The organism is Croceibacterium mercuriale, from assembly GCF_000802385.1.
GTDB classification, from domain to species: domain Bacteria; phylum Pseudomonadota; class Alphaproteobacteria; order Sphingomonadales; family Sphingomonadaceae; genus Croceibacterium; species Croceibacterium mercuriale.
In genome coordinates, this window is record NZ_JTDN01000001.1 from 160,584 (window position 1) to 182,221 (window position 21,638).

The following is a 21,638-nucleotide window of genomic DNA, read 5'->3' on the forward strand; positions in this document are numbered from 1 at the left end:
CCTGACTGCAACCGTCCGCTCCGGGTCAGCCCATCGGCTACGGCGCAGCCTCCCTCATGGCTGCGCCGACATGCCGTTTACCGATCGATCACAGCGCGTACCCGTTCAGCACACGCACCCGGCGAACGCCGCCTGGAAGAGCGGCAGCGGTCGCGCCGGTGTTGGTTACTGACACGCGCACAAGATCATTCGAGATCACGGAGCCGCTGCTGACGAAGCCTGTCGTCGGCTCGACCCACTCCACAACATCACGCCGCTTGTCAGAGGCGCGCACCCCAGCGACGGGAAAGTCGATGGTGACCGTCGCTCCCGCGGCAACTTCCCGCGCCGAAATGTTGCCGCTGCCGCTGAACCTGACCTTTGTTCCAGTTTCGCACGATACTTCAACCCAGCGGTTCGCTCTGTTGTCGCGACGGAAGGTGATGCGATCACCGGCTTGGCCTAGCAGCCGCGCCTCGGGCACAACGTACTCGGAAGCGGCCTCCGGGTGGAACAAGGCAACTACACGGCCATCACCGTATCCGCTGTTACCCGGCGCCCCTCGAATGGTGAAGGACACTTGCGTACCATCAGCCCAATTCCAGGAGCGCTGCCCCTGCGTATTCCTCATGCGGATAAGGCGAAGTCCATCGTCGCCATCCAGCGCAATCGGGTTATCGCCTGGGAGGACGTTGACCGACTGTTCGCCAGTCGTCGAAAGAATGGAGATACCCACAGGATCGATACCAGGGTTTGATCGCTTGAACGTGGGCAGCACGACGATCTGCGGCGCCTCGCCGCTGAGGCCATTAACCGTCTGGAATGCATCATTAGCCGTACCGTCGATCGTGATCTTGACCGAATTGCCCTCGACCATCCCGCCGTAATACACGACAGCCGTTCTCCAAGCGGCGCGATTGTCACCACCTCCGAATGCTGGGGATTCCTGCGCCTGGCGCGTCCGCATGGCGTTGATCCGAATGTCAATGTTCCGAGGCAACTGCTTGTAGATGCCGGGGTCACAGTTTGGAACCTGCTCGGTCAGGGTTGCGGGGCCGCCCATGTAGAGAATAGCGTCGGCTTGGCCATCACAGGTTGCCTGAATGTCCAGATCAATCTCTTCCAGCTTTCCGAAATCACCACCGAGAATGATGGGTGTATCTACAACATGGATACGTCCCTTGGAATAAGAGCCAAGAGTGAAACCTTTGCAGCGTTCGATACGAAGATCCTGGAACACGCACCATGGGATCGTATCAGGGGCTCGCCACGGATACCCGAACGAATAACCTGCATGGGTCCGGCCGTCGCCCTGGGCGCCGCCAAAGACACCTGCACCGCGCAGGTTCTCCCAGCGTCCGCCGACAAACGTCTTGCCCATGCCGCCGACAATCTCGTTCTGAAGAGCATCGGCACAAACGACGTTGACGTAGGTGCTGCGGGCGGGAGTGCCCGGGTTGATCGCGCATTGGGGCGACCCGCGGAACTCGCAATTCTCCAGATATTCTTCCCGGACCTCTGATCCGCCGAGATAATAAATCTCACCGCCCCAATCGTGCATATACACATTCCGCATAAACACGCGGCGGCAGCTGGAATCAGAAGAAAATGCTTTGTGCATCAAATTCGTGCTATGCAAAGTTCTCTGACCATTCGCATCGTAGAACTTCTCTTCGTCGTATGTGTAGGTTCCATCCATCTCGATGTTTTCGAGATAGATAAAATCCAGCAAGCCCTTGGTCCTGTCGGGAACAAGGCCGCTGCCCATCCACGGATAGTTGTTCTCATCGTGGCCGCCCTCGTATCCCGCGATTCCTGGCAGCACGACGCGCTGGGTCACAATGTCATTGCGCCCGCCTTGGGAATTAAGGAACCGCAGCACCACGCGATCGGACGCCGTGCCGACGATCTTCACTGTGCTGCGGAGATAGAGATAGTCCGCCTGCTGGGCGGTCGTGGGGGTTCCGCTGATCCTGATGGGGTTCCACAGATCATAGTTCTGGGTGAAGGAAATTTGCCGAACATCAGGCACGGCTGCGGCGTAATCAAGCGTGGCTTGCAGATAGGGTTGTGCGTTGCTGCCGACCGCCGGAATGGGGCACCCGAACTGCTCTGGCGTGATGGCGCCCTGCGCGTCGGGCATCAGGCGGAAGTAGCGACCGCCTTCCCCTTTGAAGCAGGCGAGCGGATGCGATCGCGCCAGGTCGGCTGTGGCATTTGCATCGCTGACATAGGTTGCGGCGCCCATGCCGACTGCGGCGAAGCCGCTGCTGCCGATCACCGTAGCACCGGTCGGCAGACTGGCGGCAGACATGCTGGTGAATAGGCGAGGCGCACCGGCTGCCGCGTCGCGCGCCAGACGCTCGGCCTGCTGCGCGACACCGTTGGCAGCCTGAGCAACGCGATCCGCCGCTTGTGCAGTCCTGCCCGCCACATCCGCGGCCTCGCGTGCTGCTTCCATCTCCTGCCGGGATGCATCGAGTGCCTTGCCCGTGGCATCGGCTGCGGTTAGCGCCGCCTGGGCGGCGCTTTCGGCCTTGGCGGCGGTGCCACGGGCGGCGTCGGCAGTGCCGACAACCGCTTCGGCCATGTCGCGAGCCTCCTGTGCGCCCGCGCGCGCGGCGAAATCCAGCGCGCTCATTGCGACACCCGGTATGCCAGCTCGCCCGAACTTATCTGGACGTCGAGCCAGAATGTCACTCCGCTCTCGCTGTCCTGCCAGACCGGTTCGTTCGCGTTGCCCGTGAAGCTTGCCCAGCGCCGCCCGCCGACGGTAAGGCCCTGACGGGTGGCACCGCCATCGGTCGATCGCTCCAGGCTGGCACGGCCCACCCAGTTGCCGCTCAGTTGCAGGTGGATTGGCGTGCTGCCCGCCGGCTTGAACGGACCCACGACGGTGGACGATGTCGTGCGACCCACCACCGGCTTGGGGGCGGCTGGCAGCTCCGGCAAGCTGCTCGGATTGGTGATCGTCACGGGCAGGGGTGCGCCTTGACTGACCAGCGCGAGGGTGCCGGCCCCGTCAGTGAAGCCAACGGCCGTTGGCGTAGCGAAACGTGCCGGATTGGAGATCGGAAATTTTTGCGACATCGGGCCTCTCTTGCTTGGGAGTACCGACCCTGACTAACCACTATGGTTATTGTAGGAAAATGCTTTTTACCACATAAGCAGGCTGAACGGCATCGCCGCAGGAGCTAACGGTTCATACCCCAAGTCGCGGGTGGACTACCGCCTGTGCTGCTCCACCAGCGTCAGCATACGCTGTTCCGCCGCAGCGATGATCGCCGGTCGTGACCAGCGTTCGACCGCTCGCATCCTGGCCGCTTCGCCCAGGGCGTGCCGCCTGGCAGGATTGTCGATCAACTGCACGATCGCATCCGCCATCGCCGCGCCATTTCCAGGCTCGCTGTTGATGCCGCAACCTTCGACCTCGGCATGCAGGCCGGTGCCGGCGGCGGCCGTCGCGACCACCGGCCGACCGGATGCCAGCATGTTGGTCAGCTTGGACGGCAGCACCAGATCGGCAGCCTCCGCCTTCTGCGGCAACAGGTGTACGCTCGCCAGTGACAGGAACTCGGCCATCCGCCCTGTCGGCTGCAGATCATGGAACTGGATATTGTCGAGCCCGGCGGCCAGCTGCTGCAGGTTGGCCCGGTTGGGGCCCTCGCCACAGATGACGAAGCTGATGTCCGGCCGCCCGGCCAAGCCTCGGGCCGCATCGATCACCACTTCCAGGCCCTGCTTGTTGGCGATGTTACCCGAATACAGTGCCACATGACGGTCGCCCAGACCCCATTCCGCGCGATAGCGTGCCCCGTCATGTGTCGTGCCGGCGAAATCGGCATTGGACCAGTTGCGTAACTCGTAGATGCGCTCAGGCGGAACGCCCTTGTCGGCAAGCAGCGCCGCCATCGGCGGGCTGATCGTCGACACCATATTGGCCTGACGCAGGATGCGCCGCTCGATAGCATGCGCGGCCTTGGCCAACGTTGCTGCGCCGCCACCGATCAGGCCTGTGGCGAACGCTGCGTCCACCTCGAAGTCCTGCACATGCACCCACAGCGGTGCCCCGGCCCGCCGCGCGGCCTGCGCTGCCACCGGGACCGACATCAGCGACGGCGCGACTGCCACGACCAGGTCCGGCCGCTGACGGGCTGCGGCCATGGCGTCCCCGCGCACCGACAGGGCGAAGCTGGCATGATGCAGCAGGCGCCGGGCGGCGGATGGTTGCTGCGGGATATAATGCGGCACCCGCGTGACCGTTACGCCATCCTCGATCGCGGTTGAGCGATAGCCGGAATGGCCGGCATAAAGCCGCCACTGCGGATAGTACGGCACGCCGGCCATTACATGCACATCGTGCCCGCGTTCGGCCAGACCGGTTGCCAGACCGGCCGTGTATGGGCCGATGCCGACCGGCTCCGGGGCGTAGTTCAGCCCGATAATCGAGATTTGCATTGAAGCGCCGGGCCGTGAAGGGTGATCAGAGCGCAGGCTGCTTGACATGCCCGGCGAGGAACTCGGCATAGGCATTCCCGATCCCGTCGCGCAGACCGATCTGCGGGCGCCACCCCATCGCTGCCAGCTTCGCCCCGCTCATCAGTTTCCTGGGTGTGCCGTCAGGCTTGCTGGTGTCCTTGGTGATCGTGCCGGTGAAGCCCACCACATCGCAGACCAGTTCCGCCAGCTCCGCGATCGGCAGATCCTCGCCGGAGCCGAGATTGACATGCTCGTCGTCCGAGTAGGTCTGCAGCAGGAAGACGCAGCCATCGGCCAGGTCGTCAGCATGCAGGAATTCGCGTCGCGGCGTGCCCGTGCCCCAGATCTCGATGCTGTCGGCACCCGCAAGCTTGGCCTCGTGCGCCTTGCGGATCAGCGCGGGCAGGACATGGCTGCCATTCAGGTCGTAATTGTCGCCAGGACCGTAAAGGTTGGTGGGCATGGCGCTGATGTAGTCGCAGCCATATTGCCTTCGGTAGGACTGGCACAGCTTGATCCCCGCGATCTTGGCGATCGCGTACCATTCGTTCGTGGGTTCCAGCGGTCCGGTCAGCAGCGCATCTTCGGTAATCGGCTGCGACGCCATCTTGGGATAGATGCAGGACGATCCCAGAAACAGCAGCTTTTCCACGCCGACCTGCCGCGCGCCTTCGATCAGGTTCGCCTCGATCATGAGGTTGTCGTACAGAAATTCGGCCGGGTAGGTGTCGTTCGCTAGAATCCCGCCGACCTTGGCCGCGGCGACCACCACGACATCGGGGCGATTGGCGGCATACCACTCGCGCACCGCAACCTGTTCGCGCAGGTCGACCGATCGGTCTGCCGTCAGGATCTCGCATCCCTCATCCGCCAGCCGGCGCACGATCGCAGAACCGACCATGCCCTTGTGTCCGGCAACATAGATGCGCTTGCCTTGCAGCGAATAGGTCATTGTTCGTCTTTCTTCAAACTGTCTGGGCATGGCGGTTGGGCCGGTCGACGATGATCCGCAGGTATGGCGCAAGCCAGTAAGCCAGCTGCTGCACCGGGCCGCCGCCGTGCAGGCGCACGAACCGCATCCAGTCGCGGTGATGGACCTTGCGCCGCTCCTTGTGCAGCAATCGCACGCGCTGCCACCGCGAAAGCGAGGGATCGAGCGACGACCGCTCCGTCGAATTGGCTGCGCACGCGCCCAGCATCCGACCGGCGAGATACATCGGAATGCCGGCCTTGCGCGCACGGTATCCGTAATCGAGATCGCCGTAGATATGCTCGAAATCCGCAAGCATGTTGCCCAGCCGCTCTTCGGCGGCGCGGGACACCAGCACGATATTGCCGCTGACCGAATCGATCGGCGCGGGCTCGCCGGTCGGCGCGATCGGCTGCAGGCGCAGCGGGCGGGCAGGGTTCTTGCACTGATGCCCGCCATAGGTCAGGACGCCTGTCCCCGGCTCGAACGTCGCGCCGGACACGATCACCGCGCCGCCACGTGGCACCATCCGGTCCGCATCCGTCACAAGTTGCGCCAGTGCGCCGGCCTCCAGCTCGACATCGTCGTTGAGCCAGAGGTAAAAATCGAACTGCCGTCCGGAAGCCTTGGCGGAATCCCACGCCAAGCGCATCCCGCCGTTCCAGAACAGGTTGCCGCTACCCTGGATGACATTGGCGGCCGGGAGAAACTGCCTGACCGCGTCGCCGGTGCCATCCGTGGACCCGTCATCCACCAGGAACACGTTCTCCGGGCGGAAGTGCTCCTGCGCCATCAATTGGTCCAGGCAACGCAAGGTCAGCGCCTTGCGATTATGGCAGGTCAACAATATCGCGATCTCTGCCGTCATCCGCCGCTTCCTTCCGGGTAGTCCGCTTCCATGAGGGACAAGGCGCGCCGCAAGAGCCCGATGCTCCAGCGGCGCGCCTCGTGACGTCAGGCTCAGCTGTCCTTGGCGATCGGCGCGTCGCGCATGATTTCCAGGTCGGCCTGCACCATCTCGCGCGCGAGCTCGCGGACGGAGGTCTCGTGCTTCCAGCCCAGCTTCTCGTGCGCCTTGGTCGGGTCACCGATCAGCAGCTCGACCTCGGTCGGACGGAAGTAGCGGGGATCGATCTTGATCAGGCACTTGCCGGTGTTCTGGCAGAAGCCTTCCTCGTCCACGCCTTCGCCCCGGAACTCGAGCGGGATGCCCACATCTTCGAACGCCCAGCGCACGAAGTCGCGCACGGTGGTCGTCTCGCCGGTGGCCAGCACGTAATCGTCGGGCTGGTCCTGCTGCAGCATCATCCACATGCCGCGGACATATTCGCGCGCATGGCCCCAGTCGCGCTTGGCATCCAGGTTGCCCAGATACAGGCGTTCCTGCCGGCCCAGCTTGATGGCGGCGGCAGCCCGGGTGATCTTGCGCGTCACGAAGGTCTCGCCACGCAGCGGGCTTTCGTGGTTGAACAGGATGCCGTTGGAGGCGTGCATGCCGTAGGCTTCGCGGTAGTTCACCACGATCCAGTACCCGTACAGCTTGGCCACGCCGTAAGGCGAGCGGGGATAGAACGGGGTCGTCTCTCGCTGCGGCACTTCCTGCACCAGTCCGTACAGCTCGCTGGTGGACGCCTGGTAGAAACGGGTCGTTTCCTCCAGCTTCAGGATGCGGATCGCTTCCAGCAGGCGCAGCGTGCCGATCGCGTCGGCGTTGGCGGTATATTCCGGCGTCTCGAAGCTGACCGCCACATGGCTCTGCGCTGCCAGGTTGTACACCTCTGTCGGCTGCACTTCCTGCATGATGCGGATCATGTTGGTCGAATCCGTCAGGTCACCGTAATGGAGGTGAAACCGCGCATCGTCGTCATGCGGATCCTGGTAGATATCCTCGATCCGCCCCGTGTTGAAGGAAGACGACCGGCGCTTGATCCCGTGGACCTCGTAACCCTTTTCCAGCAGCAGTTGGGCCAGATAGGCTCCATCCTGTCCGGTCACGCCAGTGATCAATGCGCGCTTTTCGCCCGATGCCATGTCTGCCCCTTTATGCTGCAAATGCGAAGAGGTTCTTATACACCGCTGCAGCGCCGCACAAGGACGCTTCGCCAGCAAAGTCTTTACCGTCGGTGGCAACCCGGCAGCCCGGTCGGATCGGGCGCCGAATGGCTGGGGCGAGCCACCTTCACACGGCACTCGCCCGTCTCTACCTGACTCTGCGTGACCTTGACCGAACTGCTTCCGAGCGCCCCCGACGATGACCGCGCCGCCTTGCGCGCAGCTTGCCAGGACGACGTGGGTCTGTGCACGATCGTCGGGATCGCGGGCAGCTACTCCCGGCGCCTGGGTGCGCAACTGGCTGTTTCGGCCGACGGGCAGATGACCGGCAGCCTTGCCGATGGCTGCCTTGAGCGACAGCTGGTCAGCGAACTGCAGCAGCTGGGCGGGGTCGGCATGCCGGTGGTCCGCAGGTTCGGCGCCGGATCCCCGCAGATCGACTTTCGCCTCCCTTGCGGCAGCGGCATCGACGTGCTGATCGACCCGGCCCCTGACCGCGACGCCTGCCGGCAGGCGATCGCGCTGCTGGACGCGCGCCGGGCCGCTTCGCTGCCGCTGGCTGCGGGTCCGGAAGAACCGTTCACCCGCCACTATACTCCGCCACCGCGGCTGCTGGTGTTCGGGGAAGGGCCGGAGCCTGCTGCGCTGGTGCATCTCGCGGCGGCCGCCGGGATCGCCGTGGAGCAGGCCGGGGCCGGCATGGCGCTGGGCGATGCGCCGGCGGGCGTCGCAGTCGATCCGTGGACCGCGATCGTTCTGCTGTATCACGATCACGAGTGGGAACAGCCACTGCTGCAATGGGCGCTAGGCACCCCGGCCTTCCTGATCGGCGCGCAAGGCGGTGCGCGCACGCGGGTGCAGCGGTTGGAGCAGCTCGCCGACTCCGGCTTCACCACCGACGATCTTGCCCGGATCGTCAGCCCGATCGGCCTGATCCCCCGTACCCGCGAACCGCTGGTGCTGGCGCTGTCGGTGCTGGCGCAGGTGGTGGAGCGCCACGAGCAGCTGCACCCCCATGGCTGAGCAGGTTCTGGCGGCGGTGCTTGCCGCGGGCCGGGGGCGGCGCTTTGGCGGCGGCAAGCTGGACGCACGGTGCGCCGGTCGCCCGCTCGGCGCCTGGGCGTTGCAGGCAGTGGCGCAGGCGGGGATCGTGCAGCGCATCATCATCGTGCCGCCGCAGGTGCCCGGGTTCGCGCAACAGTCCGGCTGGCCGCTGTTTGTCAATCCGGCAAGCGAGGACGGCCTCGGCACCTCGCTCGCCTGTGCCGCGCGGGCAGCGATGCAGCAGGGCGCCGGCGCCTTGCTGGTGCTGCTGGCCGACATGCCGCTGGTGGATGCGGCCCTGCTGCGCCGCCTGCTGGCGTCCCCTGCGCCCGCGGCGGTGGCGCATGCGCCCGGCCGGCCGGGCGTGCCGGCGTTGCTGCCGGCGAGCATCTTGCCGGAGCTCGCCAGCCTTGCAGGCGACAGCGGCGCGGCCGGCCTGCTGCGCACGATCGCCGGCCTGGCGCTCGTCAGCGCGCCGGCCGCCGCGTTGCTGGACGTGGACGATGCAGCCGGGCTGGCACAGGCTGTTGTCATGCTGTTGCAAGGTCACGCCTAATCACCGTCTGTACGATGACCGTCTGCCGATCCCGTTTGACGGCCGTTCACGCAACGCATAACGACAGCGCAACTACGAAGCATTCTGGCTCACGGTCCATGGGGGGTCTGGGCGGCTGACCGTTTCCGCGATCTCGGGTTCACCGCCGATCGTTTTGCCTGAAGCAATTGTACATGCTGCACGCTTTTCGCCGATTGCCGCTGTCGTTTCATGCCGCGCTTTTACTGGCCGGGGTGGCGGTGCCGCATGCCCGGGCGCAGGAGGTCTACGGGCCGCCTGCCGCGGATATCGGCCCGCAGAACCTGCCGCCACCGGCCACCATCCCGGCGGAGCTGGATCGTGCCGCGGCGCTGGCGGTCACTACCCATCCGATCGTGAACGCGGCCGAGGCCGAGAGCGAGGCGCTCGATGCCGAACTGCGCGGCGCCCGCTGGCTGCGCTACCCCAACCTGGGGGTGGAGGCGCTGGCCGCGACTCGCGGCAGCAACTTCGCAGATCGTGACGGGCTGACCGCCAACATCGTGGCCGAACAGCCGCTGTGGTCCGGCGGGCGAATCAGCGGTGAGATCGACAGCGCCAATGCCGCGGCGCGGGCAGGACGCGAACGTATCGGCGAGGCTGCGCGGCAGATCACCATCGATGTCACGACCGCCTATTACCAGCAGGTGCTGGGCGAGGAGCGGATCGGCGTCCTGACCGACAGCCTGGAACAGCATCGCATCCTGGTCGGCTCGATCGAGCGGCGCGTGGCGCAGGAGGTCTCGCCGCAGGTCGACCTGACGCTGGCCCGGTCCCGCGTTGCACAGATCGAGCTGGAGCTGGCCGGTGCGCGCGAGCTGCAGGATCGTGCGCGCGCCCGGCTGCTGCAGCTGACGGGCGGGGTGCCGGTCGTACCGGTCCTGCCGCCGCCGGTCAGCGCGGAAGCCATGCCCCTGCTGGAGCAGGCGGTGGCGGACGGCTTGCAGTGCAGCCCCACGCTGCAGGCGCTGCTGAGCCAGGTGGATGCCGCCGAGGCACGGCGCCGGGTCGCACGGGGCGAACTGTTGCCCCAGGTGCTCTTCCAGTTGTCGCAGAACGAGATCATCGGCGCCCGCGCCGCGCTGGTCGTGCGGGCAGAGACGGGCAGCGGCCTGTCCCGCCTGGCCGCGATCGACAGCGCCGAGGCACGCATCGCGCGCGCTTTTGCCGAGTTCGGCCAGGCCGAGCGGGAGCTGCGCGAACAGCTGCAGACCGATTACGTACAGCTGCGTGCCGCGCAGGACCGCATCGCCTATGGCGCCTTTGCCGCCGACACCGCGGCCGATCTGATCGAATCCTACCAGCGGCAATTCATTGCCGGCCGGCGCAGCTGGCTGGACGTCATGAATGCCGTGCGGGAAGCCGCCAATGCACGCCTGTCGGAAAGCGAGGCCCGGGTCACCGCCGCCACCTCCGCCGCGCGCATCCTGGCGCTGTCCTGCCGTTGGGGACCAATGCCGACAGGGAACACACAATGAGCGGGCAGGGCAGCATCATCCGGGCGATCGAGACATACGCCCGCGCTTCCGGCGCGCCGTTGTCTCCGCAATGGAGCGCGGAGCTCGGCGATTACGAGCTGTCGGACGATGCGGATGCACTGGCCGGCCTGTGTGGCGTGCTCGGCTGGCCCTATCCCACCCGGATCGAGGGGCGGCCGCGGCCCGACCAGTTCCCGCTGCTGGTCTATGATGCCGCCAGCGGCTGGTCCGTGGTGCGTCAGTGGGACAGCCCCGATGCCATGCTGCTGGCGGGCGAACGCGGGCTGCTGGCGTTCGACGGTGACCAGCGCTTCTATCGCATGCGCCTGCCCGATCCGCTGGCGGGCGGCGGCGAGAAGGCGATCGACGTGTTCAGGCGGGCGATCGGTCGGCGCCGAGGTGCGCTGGTGATGGCCGGGGTGGCCACCGTCTTCGCCAACATCCTGACGCTGGCGACCTCGCTCTATTCCATGCAGCTGTATGACCGGGTCATCCCGCTGGGGAACTTCGACACGCTGTACGTGCTGACGGCGGGCGTCATGTTCGCGCTGGTGCTCGACCTCGCGCTGCGCGCGCTGCGGGCCGTGCTGGTGGAGAAGGAAGCCAATTCCATCGATGCGGAGGTGAGCGAATTCTTCTTCGCCCGCGCGCAGGCGATCCGGCTGGATGCCCGGCCGCCGGGTATCGGCACCCTGGCATCGCAGCTGCGCGGGCAGGAACAGATCCGCCAGGTGATGTCCTCCGGCTCGCTGTTCCTGCTGGCCGACCTGCCCTTTGCCCTGTTCTTCATCATCGTGATCGCGATGATCGGCGGCTGGCTGGCCGTGGTGCCGATCGCCAGCCTGCCGATTGCGGTGGGAATGGCGCTTATCCTGTCGCGGGTGATCCGCACCGGGGCCGACCGCGCGCAGGTCAGCGGCAATCGCAAGAACGGCATGCTGGTGGAATCGCTGGACGCCGCCGAGATGGTGAAGGCCAATCGCGGCACGTGGTTCATGATGGGCCGCTGGAACGCGCTGATCCGCGAGATCCACCATTACGAGGATCCCGTGAAGCGGGCCTCTGCCCTGTCGAGCACGATGTTCTCCACGTTGCAGCAGGTGTCCTACGTCCTGATCATGGGCTGGGGCGCGTGGATGGCGGCGCAGGGGATGATCACCACCGGCGCGCTGCTCGCCTGCTCCATCATCGCCGGGCGGATCAACGGCCCGCTGGTGGCGCAGCTGCCGACGCTGATCGTGCAGTGGAGCTATGCCAAGTCGTCCCTGCGGGCGCTGGACGGCATCCTGCAGCTGCCGCTCGATCCGGCGACCTCGTCCGGTGCGCTGCGGCCCGACCACCTGTCGGGGCCGATCGTGCTGACCGATGCCGGCTTCACCTATGCCGGTGGCCGCCAGGCCGTGCAGATCGACCGGCTGGTGATCTCTCCCGGCGAACGTATCGCCATCGTCGGCGGTATCGGATCGGGCAAGTCGACGTTGCTGAAGCTGCTGACCGGCCTTTATGCCCCGCAGACCGGCACCGCGCTGATCGGCGGGCTGGACCTGAACCAGGTGGCGGAAGAGGTCGTGCGGCGGCACATCGGCTACCTCCCGCAGGATTCGCGCATGATCAACGGATCGCTGCGTGACAATCTGGCGATGGGGCTGGGCGAGATCAGCGACGCCGCCATCATGGAGAAGGCCAAGGAAACCCGGCTGGAGGTGATGATCTCCTCCCACCCGAACGGCCTGGCCATGCAGATCCAGGAGGGCGGCCGCGGCCTTTCCGGCGGGCAGCGCAGCCTGGTCGGCCTCAACCGTCTGCTGCACGCCGCGCCGTCGGTCTGGCTGCTGGACGAGCCCAGCGCCGCGCTGGACCAGGTGACCGAAGGTGCCGTGCTGGATGCGATCGACCGGCAGCTCGCGGCCGACGACATCCTGGTGATCGTCACGCACAAGCTGCAATTGCTGCCCCGCTTCACCCGCATCATCGTGATGCGCGAAGGCCGGATCATCCGCGATGGCGGGGCCAAGGACATCATCGCCGAGCTGGCGCCCCGCCGCCCGCAGGGCCAGCCCCAGCCACCGCGTCCCGTCGCCCCGCCCGAAGGCGGCGTGACCACCACCATCAGGCGACCGCCCGCGGAAGCGGCGGACGAGGAGAACGCGTCGTGACGCGCATGCGTACGTCCTACTGGATCATCATCACCATCTCGGTTGCGCTGATCGGCTTCATCCTGTGGGCCAACTGGGCGACGCTGGACCAGGTGACCCGCGCCCCCGGCAAGGCGATCCCGTTCGGTCGCGTGCAGATCGTGCAGAGCGAGGAGGGCGGCCCGATCGCCGCCATCAACGTGCGCGAAGGCGACAAGGTGGAGAAAGGGCAGCTGCTGGTCGAGCTGGACCGTGTGAAGCTGGACGCCGGCGTCCGGGAATCCCGGGCCCAGGTCGCCGCGTTGCAGAGCCGCATGGCCCGCATCAATGCGGAACTGTTCGACCGGCCGCTCACCTTCCCGGCATCGGTGTCGCAGTTCCCCGAATTCGTCACCAACCAGCGCCAGCTGTTCCAGCGCCGCCGTGCGGCACTGCAGTCCGAGCTGGGATCGCTGAACTCCATGGCCCGCCTGCAGCGCGAGGAGCTGTCGCTGAACGAGCCGCTGGTCGGCAGCGGCGATGTCGCCCGGTCGGAGATCATCCGCATGCGGCGCGAGGTGGTGCAGACCGAAGGGCAGATGAGCAACATCCGCTCCCAGTACATCCAGGACCTGCAGACCGAATTCACCCAGACGGAGGAGGAGCTGGTCGCCGCGCAGCAGACCCTGGCGCAGCGTGAACGCTCCCTGCAATCGGCCAATCTGGTCGCGCCGGCGAACGGCATCGTCAAGAATGTGCGGCTGACCACGGTTGGCGGCGTGCTGGCGCCAGGGGATGAGGTGCTGCAGATCGTGCCGACCGAGGATCGCCTGATCGTGGAGGCCCAGGTGCCGCCGCGTGACATCGCCTATGTCCGGCAGGGGCAGGAGGCGCGGGTGAACTTCGATGCGTACGACTACACGATCTACGGCGCCGCGGATGGCCGCGTGGTTTATATCAGCCCCGACACGCTGAGCGAGGAAGGGCCCGATGGCCGGGTCAACACCTACTATCGCGTCAACCTGGAGGTCGACATCTCCAACCTCCGCCCACGCCGCGAAGGGGAGGTGATCGACCTGCAGCCCGGCATGACCGCGACGGCCGATATCAAGACCGGCGAACAGACAGTGTTCGAATATCTGACCAAGCCGCTGCTCAAGACTTCGCACCAGGCCATGCGCGAACGGTGATTGGTGAAACTATCGCCCGTTCGCGCGTTCCTGTTGCAGAACAGGAATGCGGGAGCGGGTTGATGGCAGGCAGCAAGGATAACGCGGGCGGAACGGCGACGCCGCACGAATATCGCCACTCCACGGGCGGATGGGGCTCGCTGCAGGGCATCGCCCGCATTGCACTGAAGGAACGCGCCAGCCCCGGCGTGATCGAGACGCTCAGCCGCCAGAACAAGCCCGGCGGCTACATGTGCACTTCCTGCGCCTGGGCCAAGCCGCCGAACCCCCATGCGTTCGAGTTCTGCGAGAACGGCGCCAAGGCCACCCTCTGGGACCTGACCACCGATCGCTGCACTCCCGAACTCTTCGCCAGCCATACCGTCAGCGAGCTGCGGCAATGGGGGGATTACGAGCTGGAAATGCAGGGCAGGCTGACGCAGCCGTTGCGGTATGATGCCAATACCGACCGCTATCTGCCGGTCGGATGGGACACAGCCTTCGCCGCCATCGGGCAGAAGCTGCGGGAACTCGATCCGAAGTCGGTCACCTTCTACGCATCGGGCAAGGCGGCGCTGGAGCCGTCCTACCTGTATGCCCTGTTTGCGCGAATGTACGGGCACAACAACCTGCCCGACAGTTCCAACATGTGCCACGAGACCACCTCGGTCGGGCTGAAGAAGGTGACCGGTTCACCGGTCGGCACCTGCACGTTCGAGGATCTGTCGAAGTGTGACGCGATCTTCTATTTTGGGCAGAATCCCGGCACCAACAGTCCCCGCATCCTGCATCCGCTGAAGGATGCGGTAGAGCGCGGCTGCAAGATCATCGTCTTCAATCCGCTAAAGGAGAAGGGGCTGATCGAGTTCACCGATCCGCAGAACCCGATCCAGATGACGGTCGGCACGCCCACGAAGATGAACCACATGTACCTGCAGGTGCGCCCCGGTGGCGACATCGCGGCCATCATGGGCCTGTGCAAGCGCGTGCTGGAACGCGAGCGGGCGGCGCAGGAAACGGGTGCGCGGCCGGTGCTGGACCATGCCTTCATCGAACAGCACACCCATGGGATCGACGAGTTCCTGGCCAAGCTAAACACGATCGGCTGGGACGCGCTGGAGGCGGAATCCGGCCTGACCCGCCCCGATATGGAGGAAGCCGGCGACGTCTACTGCAATGCCGAGAGGGTCATCGGCATCTACGGCATGGGCGTGACCCAGCATGTGCATGGCGGGCAGACGATCGGCCTGCTGGTCAACCTGCTGCTGCTGCGCGGTAATATCGGCCGCGAAGGCGCCGGCTGCAATCCGATCCGCGGCCATTCCAACGTGCAGGGCCAGCGCACCGTCGGCATCACCGAGAAGGCCGAGCTGGCCCCGAACGACAAATACCGCGAACTGTTCGGCTTCGAGCCGCCGATGGAGGATGGTCACACCACCGTCGAGTTCGTGAAAGCGTTGCTGACAGGCGAGAACAAGGGATTTATCGGGCTGGGGGGCAATCTGGCGATGGCGATCCCTGAACATGAGCAGGCGCATGCCGCGTGGGCCGACATGGAACTGACCGTGCATGTCGCGACCAAGCTCAACACCACGCACCTCATGCCGGGCAAGAGCGGCTGGATCCTGCCGTGCCTGGTGCGGGCGGAGGAGGACATGCAGGCGGGCGGTCCGCAGGCGGTGAGCATGGAGGACAGCTTCAGCCACATCTATGGCTCGCAAGGGCGACGCACGCCCGCCAGCGAACTGCTGAAGTCGGAGCTGGCGATTGTCGCCGGCATTGCGCAGGCGACGCTTGATCCAGATCCCAAGGCTCCGTGGCAGGAATGGACGGCGGATTACAGTCTGGTGCGCGACCTGATCGCCCGCACTTGGCCCGACCAGTTCCATGACATGAATGTCCGCATGTGGCAGGCTGGTGGCTTCTACCGCGGCAATCCCGCGCGCGAACGGATCTGGAAGACCGATAGCGGCAAGGCGGAGTTCACCACACCCACCGTGCTCAACGCTGCCGGGGTCGGCCGGGCAGAGAACCGCTTCCACCTCGTCACGCTGCGCTCCAACGACCAGTTCAACACCACGATCTACGGCCATTCGGACCGGCTGCGCGGATTGTCGGGATCACGCATGATCGTACTGGTCAGCCCAGCCGAAATGGAGCGGCTGAGCCTGCGTGAAGGGCAGGTCGTGACGCTGGTCGGCGATGCGGGTGACGATGTCGTGCGCGAGGTCGGCGGGTTGACCGTGACGCCATACGACCTGCCCGCTGGCACGCTGGCCGGCTACTTCCCCGAATTGAACCCCCTGATGCCGCTATGGTATCACGAGGAGATGTCGAAGACGCCTGCGGCCAAGAGCATTCCCGTCCGGATCAGAACCTGACCGGATCGCCACCCGCTGCGCCGGTGCCGGACCGGTGCAGCGGGAGCGGGGTACGCACCCCGTTGAAGGCCAGGGATAGTGTGCCGGAGCGGCGGATCACCAGCCATGCGCCCCACGACAGCGCCAGCGTCAGCAGATTGACGGCGACCACCTTGAGCCAGGTGGGCAAGGCAACCTCCTGACCCAGCCAGGCCAGCCCGATCACGATCGGCATGTGGAACAGGTAGATCACGAACGCGCCCTCCGTCACCGCGCGCACGCCAGCGCTCGGCCGGTCGAACCAGGTGCGCGCCGCGGCCACCAGCACCTGCGTCGATGCCAGCGCGGCGAAGGTGGCGATGAAGCGACCGGTTGCCGGGTGGACCTCCGATCCCCAGCGCACCGACACGATCGTGGCCACGATCGCGATTACCATCACGGCCGGGCTCAGCTGGCCGAACTTCGCCTGCACCGCCGGCATTCGTTGCAGCAGGCAGCCCAGCGCGAAGTACGGCAGGTAGGCGATGAACTCGTCGATCCGCAGGATCTGCTGGTACAGGTTGGTGGCAAAGCCCCAGTCCCAGAACGCCTCCACCACCGCGCCCTGCCACAGGCCCACGATCGTGGCCGTTGCCAGCAGCGCAAGCGGCAGATGGCGGGCGAGTGCGGCATCGGTGCGGGAGGCGACCTGCTGCCGAGCCAGGCCCGGCATCCAGCGCACCAGGGCGGCGACGATGGCGCTGCAATACAGCAGCACGATGATGAACCACAGGTGCCGCACCCAGTACCCGCCCGATGTCAGCGCATTGTCGCGGAAGGATCGCAGGGCCTCGGCCGGCGGGAAGGTCGAAAACTCGCAGGCGAGATTGAGCAGCGGCACCAGCGTCAGGATCGTCGCGACGAAAGGCAGCCCCAGTCGCCGGACCCGCCCGCCCAGCCAGGCGCCCGGCGCCCGCCGCACCAGCAGCATGGCGGCGAAATAGCCGGCGATCAGGAAGAAGGTCGGCATGCGGAACAGGTGGATCAGCTCCGCCAGCAGCGCCATGCCGGGCACGCCTTCGCCGGTGCGTACGATCCAGTCCTGTCCGGGTCGATAACAGAGCGCCACGTGATAGGGGATGCCGAGCAGCATGGCGCCGGCCCGCAGCGTGTCCCAGTAATGTTCACGCGGCGGTGCCGCAGTCGTGCTGGTCAATGGTACTTCCCCCCAACGGGGAGCAAGCCGTTCAAGGCGTTTCGGTTCCCCTCCTGACGCGCGCCAGCACCCAGTTGACCAGCCCCGCCGAAGCACCGCCGACACCCCATCCGGCCAGCACGTCGCTGGGATAATGGGCGCAGGTCGGCACCTGGATGGCACCGACCACACCCGCTGCGGCCAGCGCCATGCCGCGATGCTGCGGATATTCTGCCGCGAAGGCACCCGCCACCGCCAGAGCGCCCGCGCTGTGGCCCGACGGGAAGCTGGACAGCTCCTTGTCCCGGTCTCCGCCGGCTTGCGGCCGGTGTTCCTTGCCGTCGGCGGAACTGCGGGGGCGCCAGCGGTCGACCGACTGCTTCACCGCACTCTTGGCCGCCGTGGCGACCTCGTGCGCCAGCAGCATGCGGGCACCTGCGCGAACCATCTTCAGGTCGCCGCGCAGCACGCCTGCCACCGCGACGCCGGCGCATAGCAGGCGCAGTTCCGGCTGGTCGCCCGCCTCTCCGATCACGCGCAGCACTCGAACCAGCGGGGTGCGATAATGCGGATGCAGCAGGTCGCGGGCCTTGCGATCCAGTTCGAACAGGGGCTCTGCCGCCTGTGCGATCTCTTCGGTCGTATCCGGCATCCACTTCTGCTCCCATTGCTACCGTCAAGCTAGGGAGCGCGACCCCTCACCGCCAGAGCGCGGCCAGTGCGGGCAGCAGATGGGGACGATGTTCCGCCGGCAGGCGGGCGAGCAGTTCGGCCTCGTATGTGTCGATGATCGTCCGTGCCGCAGCCATCCGGTCGATGCCCGGCTCGCTGAGCGCCAGGCCCTGGCTCTTGCCGTCGATCGGGGCGCGGTCGATCAGCTCGGCTTCCTCCAGCCGCTTCAGCAACGGCACCATGTTGGCGCGCTGGATGTCCAGCTGCCGGCCCAGCGCCGCCGCGGTGACGCCCGGATTGGCGCCGATCAGGATCAGCACGCTGGCTTCCGACTGCCGGAGGTCCAGCGTGGCGAGCCGCACCCCCAGCTCCGCCGCGCAGGCGTTGGCCGCACGACGCAGGGCATAGCCAGGCAGCATTGGCAGGGGATCGTTGAGCTGCTCGGTCATGGTCGGATCCTAGTCATTGTTGTTGCGCATAGCAATCTGGGCGGTTATTCCGGGTTCAACAGGCCGGGGCGCCACGATCCGGTGCAGCCGTCCACCAGCAGGAGAGTGACATGGCCATGCCGTCCCAGCCCGATCCCCGCCCGGAGGAAGAGACCGTCCGCTACGAGGTCGCCGACGATATTGCGTGGGTGTATTTCAATCGACCGGACAAGCGCAACTGCATGAGCCCGCGGCTCAACCGGCGCATGAAGCAGGTGCTGGAGGAGCTGGAGTTCCGGGACGACGTGAAGGTGCTGGTCCTGACGGGCGAGGGCACCGCGTGGACCGCCGGGATGGACCTGCTGGAATACTTCCGCATGAACGAGGACAAGGGCCTGGGCGCGGTCCGGCAGAGCCAGCGGGAGAGCTACGGCTGGTTCGAACGGCTGCGCTGGTACGAGAAGCCGACGATCGCCATGGTCAACGGCTGGTGCTTCGGCGGCGGCTACGGCCCGCTGTTCGGCTGCGACATCGCGATCGCGGCGGAAGAGGCGCAGTTCGGCCTGTCGGAAATCAACTGGGGCATCCTGCCGGGCGGCGGCGCGTCCAAGGTGGCGCAGGAACTGATGCCGTTCCGCAAGGCCATGTACCACGCCATGATGGGCGAGAACCTGACTGGCCGCCAGGCGGAGGAGCAGGGGCTGATCACCGAAGCGGTGCCGGCCGAGCGGCTGAAGGACCGCGTGCTGGAAATCTGCGAGGCGCTGAAGAAGAAGGACGGCCATGCCCTGCGCGCCACCAAGTGGGTGATGCGCCGCATCGTCGACATGACCTACGACAATGCGCTGGAATACCAGATTCGCACGCAGGAGGCGCTGCACAGCTTCGGCGGCAAGGAAGCGCGCAAGGAAGCCACCAAGCAGTTCCTGGACGAGAAGAGCTACAAGCCGGGTCTGGGCACCTTCGACACCAGCAAGCTGCAGGACGGCTGAGCGAAACGGCGGGAGGGGAGAACGGCCATGAGCCAGAGACGCTATACCAACGAACAGCTCGACCGGCTGCTGCGCCCCCGCTCCGTCGCGGTGGTCGGCGCATCGGACCGGCCAGGTGCGCTGGGCGCCACGCTGCTGAACAATCTGGTGCAGTATTTTGCGGGCACGATCTATCCGGTGAACCCCAAGCGCGACGAACTGCTGGGCCTGAAGGTGTGGCATGATGTGGCCGACCTGCCCGACGGGATCGACTGCGCCGTGCTCGCCATCCCGCGCGCCTTCGTGCTGCCAGCGGTACGCGACCTGGCGGCACGGGGCTGCGGGGCGGTGGTGATCTACTCGGCCGGCTTCTCCGAGGCGGGGGAGGCGGGCGAGGCGGAGCAGCGCGAACTGGCGGACATCGCCGCAGCGCATGGCATGGTGATCGAAGGGCCGAACTGCCTGGGCGCGACCAACTATGTCGATCGCGTGCCGCTTTCGTTCGTGGAAACCAACATGCAGGTGCCGCCCGCCGGCACACGGTCGGTGGGTATCGCCAGCCAGTCGGGCGCGCTGGCTGCGGTGCTGGCGACGACGCTGCATCCGCGCGGCTGCCATGTCTCCACCTCCGTCTCCACCGGCAACGAGGCGGCGTTGGGGGTCGAGGATGTGATCGACTGGCTGGTGGACGATCCCGCCACGCACGTCATCAGCCTGTATGTCGAAAGCGTCCGCCGGCCGGCCGCCTTCATGGCCGCGGCGGCCCGTGCCCGCACGGCCGGCAAGCCGGTGGTGCTGCTGCATCCGGGCAAGAGCAGCCGGGCGCGCGAGAGCGCTGCCACGCATACCGGCGCCATGGCTGGCGATCACCAGCTGATGCGGGCCAAGCTGGAACGGCTGGGCATCATCTTCGCCGACACGCTGGAGGAGCTTGGCGACATCACGGAGATCGCGCTGCGCTGCCCCAGCCTGCCGGGCGTCAACATGGCGGTGCTGGGCGAAAGCGGCGCGCTGCGCGGCCTGGCGTTCGACATCGCGGAGGATCTCGGCCTGGATCTGGTCGACCTGAACGACGCGAACAGCCCGGCCTTGCGCGCGGCGCTGCCGGACTTCGTGCCTGTCTCCAACCCGGCGGACATCACCGCGGCGGGGCTGGCGGAGCCGGAGATCTACACCCGCGTCCTGTCCGCCCTGCTGGCGGACGAACGCGTGGGATCGGTCGTGGCGGCGATCATCCAGTCGGACCCCGTCACCAGCCGGATCAAGTTCCCGCACATCATCCGGGCCGCCGGCGGCAATGTGGCAGGCAAGCCGCTGATCTTCGCCGGGGTGGATGCAGGCGCCGACGTGCCGCCGGAATATGTCGCGGACCTGCGCGCAGCCGGCATCCCGTGGTTCCCCAGCACCGAGCGCGCCTATCGCGCGATTGCCCGCCTGGCCGACCTGTCGCGCCGCGACCTGACCGATCGCACGCGGCCGCCGATCGCCTTGCCTGACCTGGGCGGGGTGCGGGGCATGGTGCCGGAATACCGCGCCAAGGCGCTGCTGCGCGGTGCCGGCATCGCCTTCCCGTCGGGCCAGTTCGCCGCCAGCGCGGCCGAGGCGGTGCTTGCGGCAGAGGCGATCGGCTATCCCGTGGTGATGAAGGCGCAGAGCGCCGCCCTGGGCCACAAGAGCGATGCCGGCGGCGTGATACTGCACCTGCGGGATGCCGGTGCCGTGGAGCAGGCCTTTGCCCGCATCTTCGACAATGTTGGCGCCTATGATGCCGCCATCGTGCTGGATGGCGTGCTGGTCGAGGCGATGGGGCGGATGGGCACGGAGATGATCGTCGGGGCCCGGTCGGATCCCGAATGGGGGCCGGTAGTCCTGGCCGGCTTCGGCGGGGTGACGGCGGAAATCCTGGGAGATGTGACGCTGTTCACGCCCGACATGGATCAGGCAGCCGTGCATGGCGGCCTGCTGCAGCTGAAGCAGGCGGCGATCCTGCGTGGCTATCGCGGTGCCCCGGCGCTGGATGTCGCGGCGCTGGCCGCGTTGATCGTGCGGGTCGGGCAGGTGATGACGGGCAATCCCGCTATCCGGGAAATCGATCTCAACCCGGTGATCATCTATCCCGAAGGCGAAGGCGTCATGCCGCTCGACGCCCTGATGCTGACGGACTGAACGTCCGC

Annotated in this window: 17 protein-coding genes; 8 read left to right on the forward strand and 9 right to left on the reverse strand. The window is 66.5% G+C overall.

The genetic code is table 11. The features are described 5' to 3' along the window. Nucleotides 1–88: 88 nt before the first annotated feature. The 6 genes from PK98_RS00745 to gmd all read right to left on the reverse strand — a co-directional run bounded on the left by PK98_RS00745 (nt 89) and on the right by gmd (nt 7,459). Nucleotides 89–2,620 (reverse strand): hypothetical protein, encoded by a 2,532-nt coding sequence (locus PK98_RS00745; protein ID WP_039093562.1) that lies wholly within the window; start codon nt 2,618–2,620, stop codon nt 89–91. Next, complete coding sequence (locus PK98_RS00750; protein WP_235425345.1) at nt 2,617–3,069, reverse strand: hypothetical protein; 453 nt, start codon at nt 3,067–3,069, stop codon at nt 2,617–2,619. The genes PK98_RS00745 and PK98_RS00750 overlap by 4 nt, the downstream gene beginning before the upstream one ends. Nucleotides 3,070–3,204: 135 nt before the next feature. Next, nucleotides 3,205–4,437 (reverse strand): WcaI family glycosyltransferase, encoded by a 1,233-nt coding sequence (locus PK98_RS00755; RefSeq protein WP_039093565.1) that lies wholly within the window; start codon nt 4,435–4,437, stop codon nt 3,205–3,207. Between the two features lie 25 nt (nt 4,438–4,462). After that, nucleotides 4,463–5,410: a GDP-L-fucose synthase gene (gene fcl / locus PK98_RS00760; RefSeq protein WP_152608493.1), complete on the reverse strand. Its 948-nt coding sequence runs from the start codon at nt 5,408–5,410 to the stop codon at nt 4,463–4,465. Nucleotides 5,411–5,423: 13 nt separating this feature from the next. Then, complete coding sequence (locus tag PK98_RS00765; protein WP_081995975.1) at nt 5,424–6,296, reverse strand: glycosyltransferase family 2 protein; 873 nt, start codon at nt 6,294–6,296, stop codon at nt 5,424–5,426. A gap of 92 nt (nt 6,297–6,388) precedes the next feature. Beyond that, nucleotides 6,389–7,459 (reverse strand): GDP-mannose 4,6-dehydratase, encoded by a 1,071-nt coding sequence (gene gmd, locus PK98_RS00770; protein ID WP_039093567.1) that lies wholly within the window; start codon nt 7,457–7,459, stop codon nt 6,389–6,391. A gap of 189 nt (nt 7,460–7,648) precedes the next feature. Here gmd and PK98_RS00775 point away from each other — a divergent pair, with 189 nt between their 5' ends. The 6 genes from PK98_RS00775 (at nt 7,649) to PK98_RS00800 (ending at nt 16,240) form a co-directional block, all read left to right on the forward strand. Continuing rightward, nucleotides 7,649–8,503 (forward strand): XdhC family protein, encoded by an 855-nt coding sequence (locus tag PK98_RS00775; RefSeq protein WP_161792382.1) that lies wholly within the window; start codon nt 7,649–7,651, stop codon nt 8,501–8,503. Continuing rightward, a complete protein-coding gene (locus PK98_RS15840) occupies nt 8,496–9,080 on the forward strand; it encodes a nucleotidyltransferase family protein (RefSeq protein ID WP_052207829.1) in 585 nt (194 codons plus the stop codon). The genes PK98_RS00775 and PK98_RS15840 overlap by 8 nt, the downstream gene beginning before the upstream one ends. 173 nt (nt 9,081–9,253) lie before the next feature. Further along, entirely contained in the window at nt 9,254–10,576 is a 1,323-nt protein-coding gene (locus PK98_RS00785; RefSeq protein ID WP_081995976.1) for a TolC family protein, read from the forward strand. Then, complete coding sequence (locus PK98_RS00790; protein WP_052207831.1) at nt 10,573–12,732, forward strand: ATP-binding cassette domain-containing protein; 2,160 nt, start codon at nt 10,573–10,575, stop codon at nt 12,730–12,732. The genes PK98_RS00785 and PK98_RS00790 overlap by 4 nt, the downstream gene beginning before the upstream one ends. A 5-nt stretch (nt 12,733–12,737) precedes the next feature. Further along, nucleotides 12,738–13,880 (forward strand): HlyD family type I secretion periplasmic adaptor subunit, encoded by a 1,143-nt coding sequence (locus tag PK98_RS00795; protein ID WP_039093569.1) that lies wholly within the window; start codon nt 12,738–12,740, stop codon nt 13,878–13,880. A gap of 62 nt (nt 13,881–13,942) precedes the next feature. Next, complete coding sequence (locus tag PK98_RS00800) at nt 13,943–16,240, forward strand: FdhF/YdeP family oxidoreductase (protein WP_039093570.1); 2,298 nt, start codon at nt 13,943–13,945, stop codon at nt 16,238–16,240. On the opposite strand, the gene PK98_RS00805 is transcribed toward PK98_RS00800, so the two are convergent. Genes PK98_RS00805 through PK98_RS00815 form a run of 3 tightly spaced genes read right to left on the reverse strand, consistent with a single transcriptional unit; the run spans nt 16,230 to nt 18,514 of the window. Beyond that, nucleotides 16,230–17,414, reverse strand: coding sequence for an acyltransferase family protein (locus PK98_RS00805; protein WP_039093571.1), 1,185 nt, complete (start codon nt 17,412–17,414; stop codon nt 16,230–16,232). The two genes, PK98_RS00800 and PK98_RS00805, sit on opposite strands and share 11 nt — an antisense overlap. A 31-nt stretch (nt 17,415–17,445) precedes the next feature. Then, nucleotides 17,446–18,045 carry a phosphatase PAP2 family protein gene (locus tag PK98_RS00810; protein WP_052207833.1) on the reverse strand — a complete coding sequence of 200 codons (600 nt, stop codon included), beginning with the start codon at nt 18,043–18,045 and terminating at the stop codon, nt 17,446–17,448. A gap of 46 nt (nt 18,046–18,091) precedes the next feature. Further along, nucleotides 18,092–18,514, reverse strand: coding sequence for a MarR family winged helix-turn-helix transcriptional regulator (locus tag PK98_RS00815; protein WP_039093572.1), 423 nt, complete (start codon nt 18,512–18,514; stop codon nt 18,092–18,094). Between the two features lie 110 nt (nt 18,515–18,624). On the opposite strand from PK98_RS00815, the gene PK98_RS00820 reads away from it, so the two are divergent. Both PK98_RS00820 and PK98_RS00825 read left to right on the forward strand, forming a co-directional pair. After that, the gene (locus PK98_RS00820) at nt 18,625–19,485 is read left to right on the forward strand and encodes a p-hydroxycinnamoyl CoA hydratase/lyase (RefSeq protein WP_152608495.1); all 861 of its coding nucleotides are present in this window, start codon (nt 18,625–18,627) and stop codon (nt 19,483–19,485) included. Nucleotides 19,486–19,512: 27 nt separating this feature from the next. Then, nucleotides 19,513–21,630 carry an acetate--CoA ligase family protein gene (locus PK98_RS00825; protein ID WP_039093573.1) on the forward strand — a complete coding sequence of 706 codons (2,118 nt, stop codon included), beginning with the start codon at nt 19,513–19,515 and terminating at the stop codon, nt 21,628–21,630. The last annotated feature ends 8 nt before the right edge of the window (nt 21,631–21,638 follow it).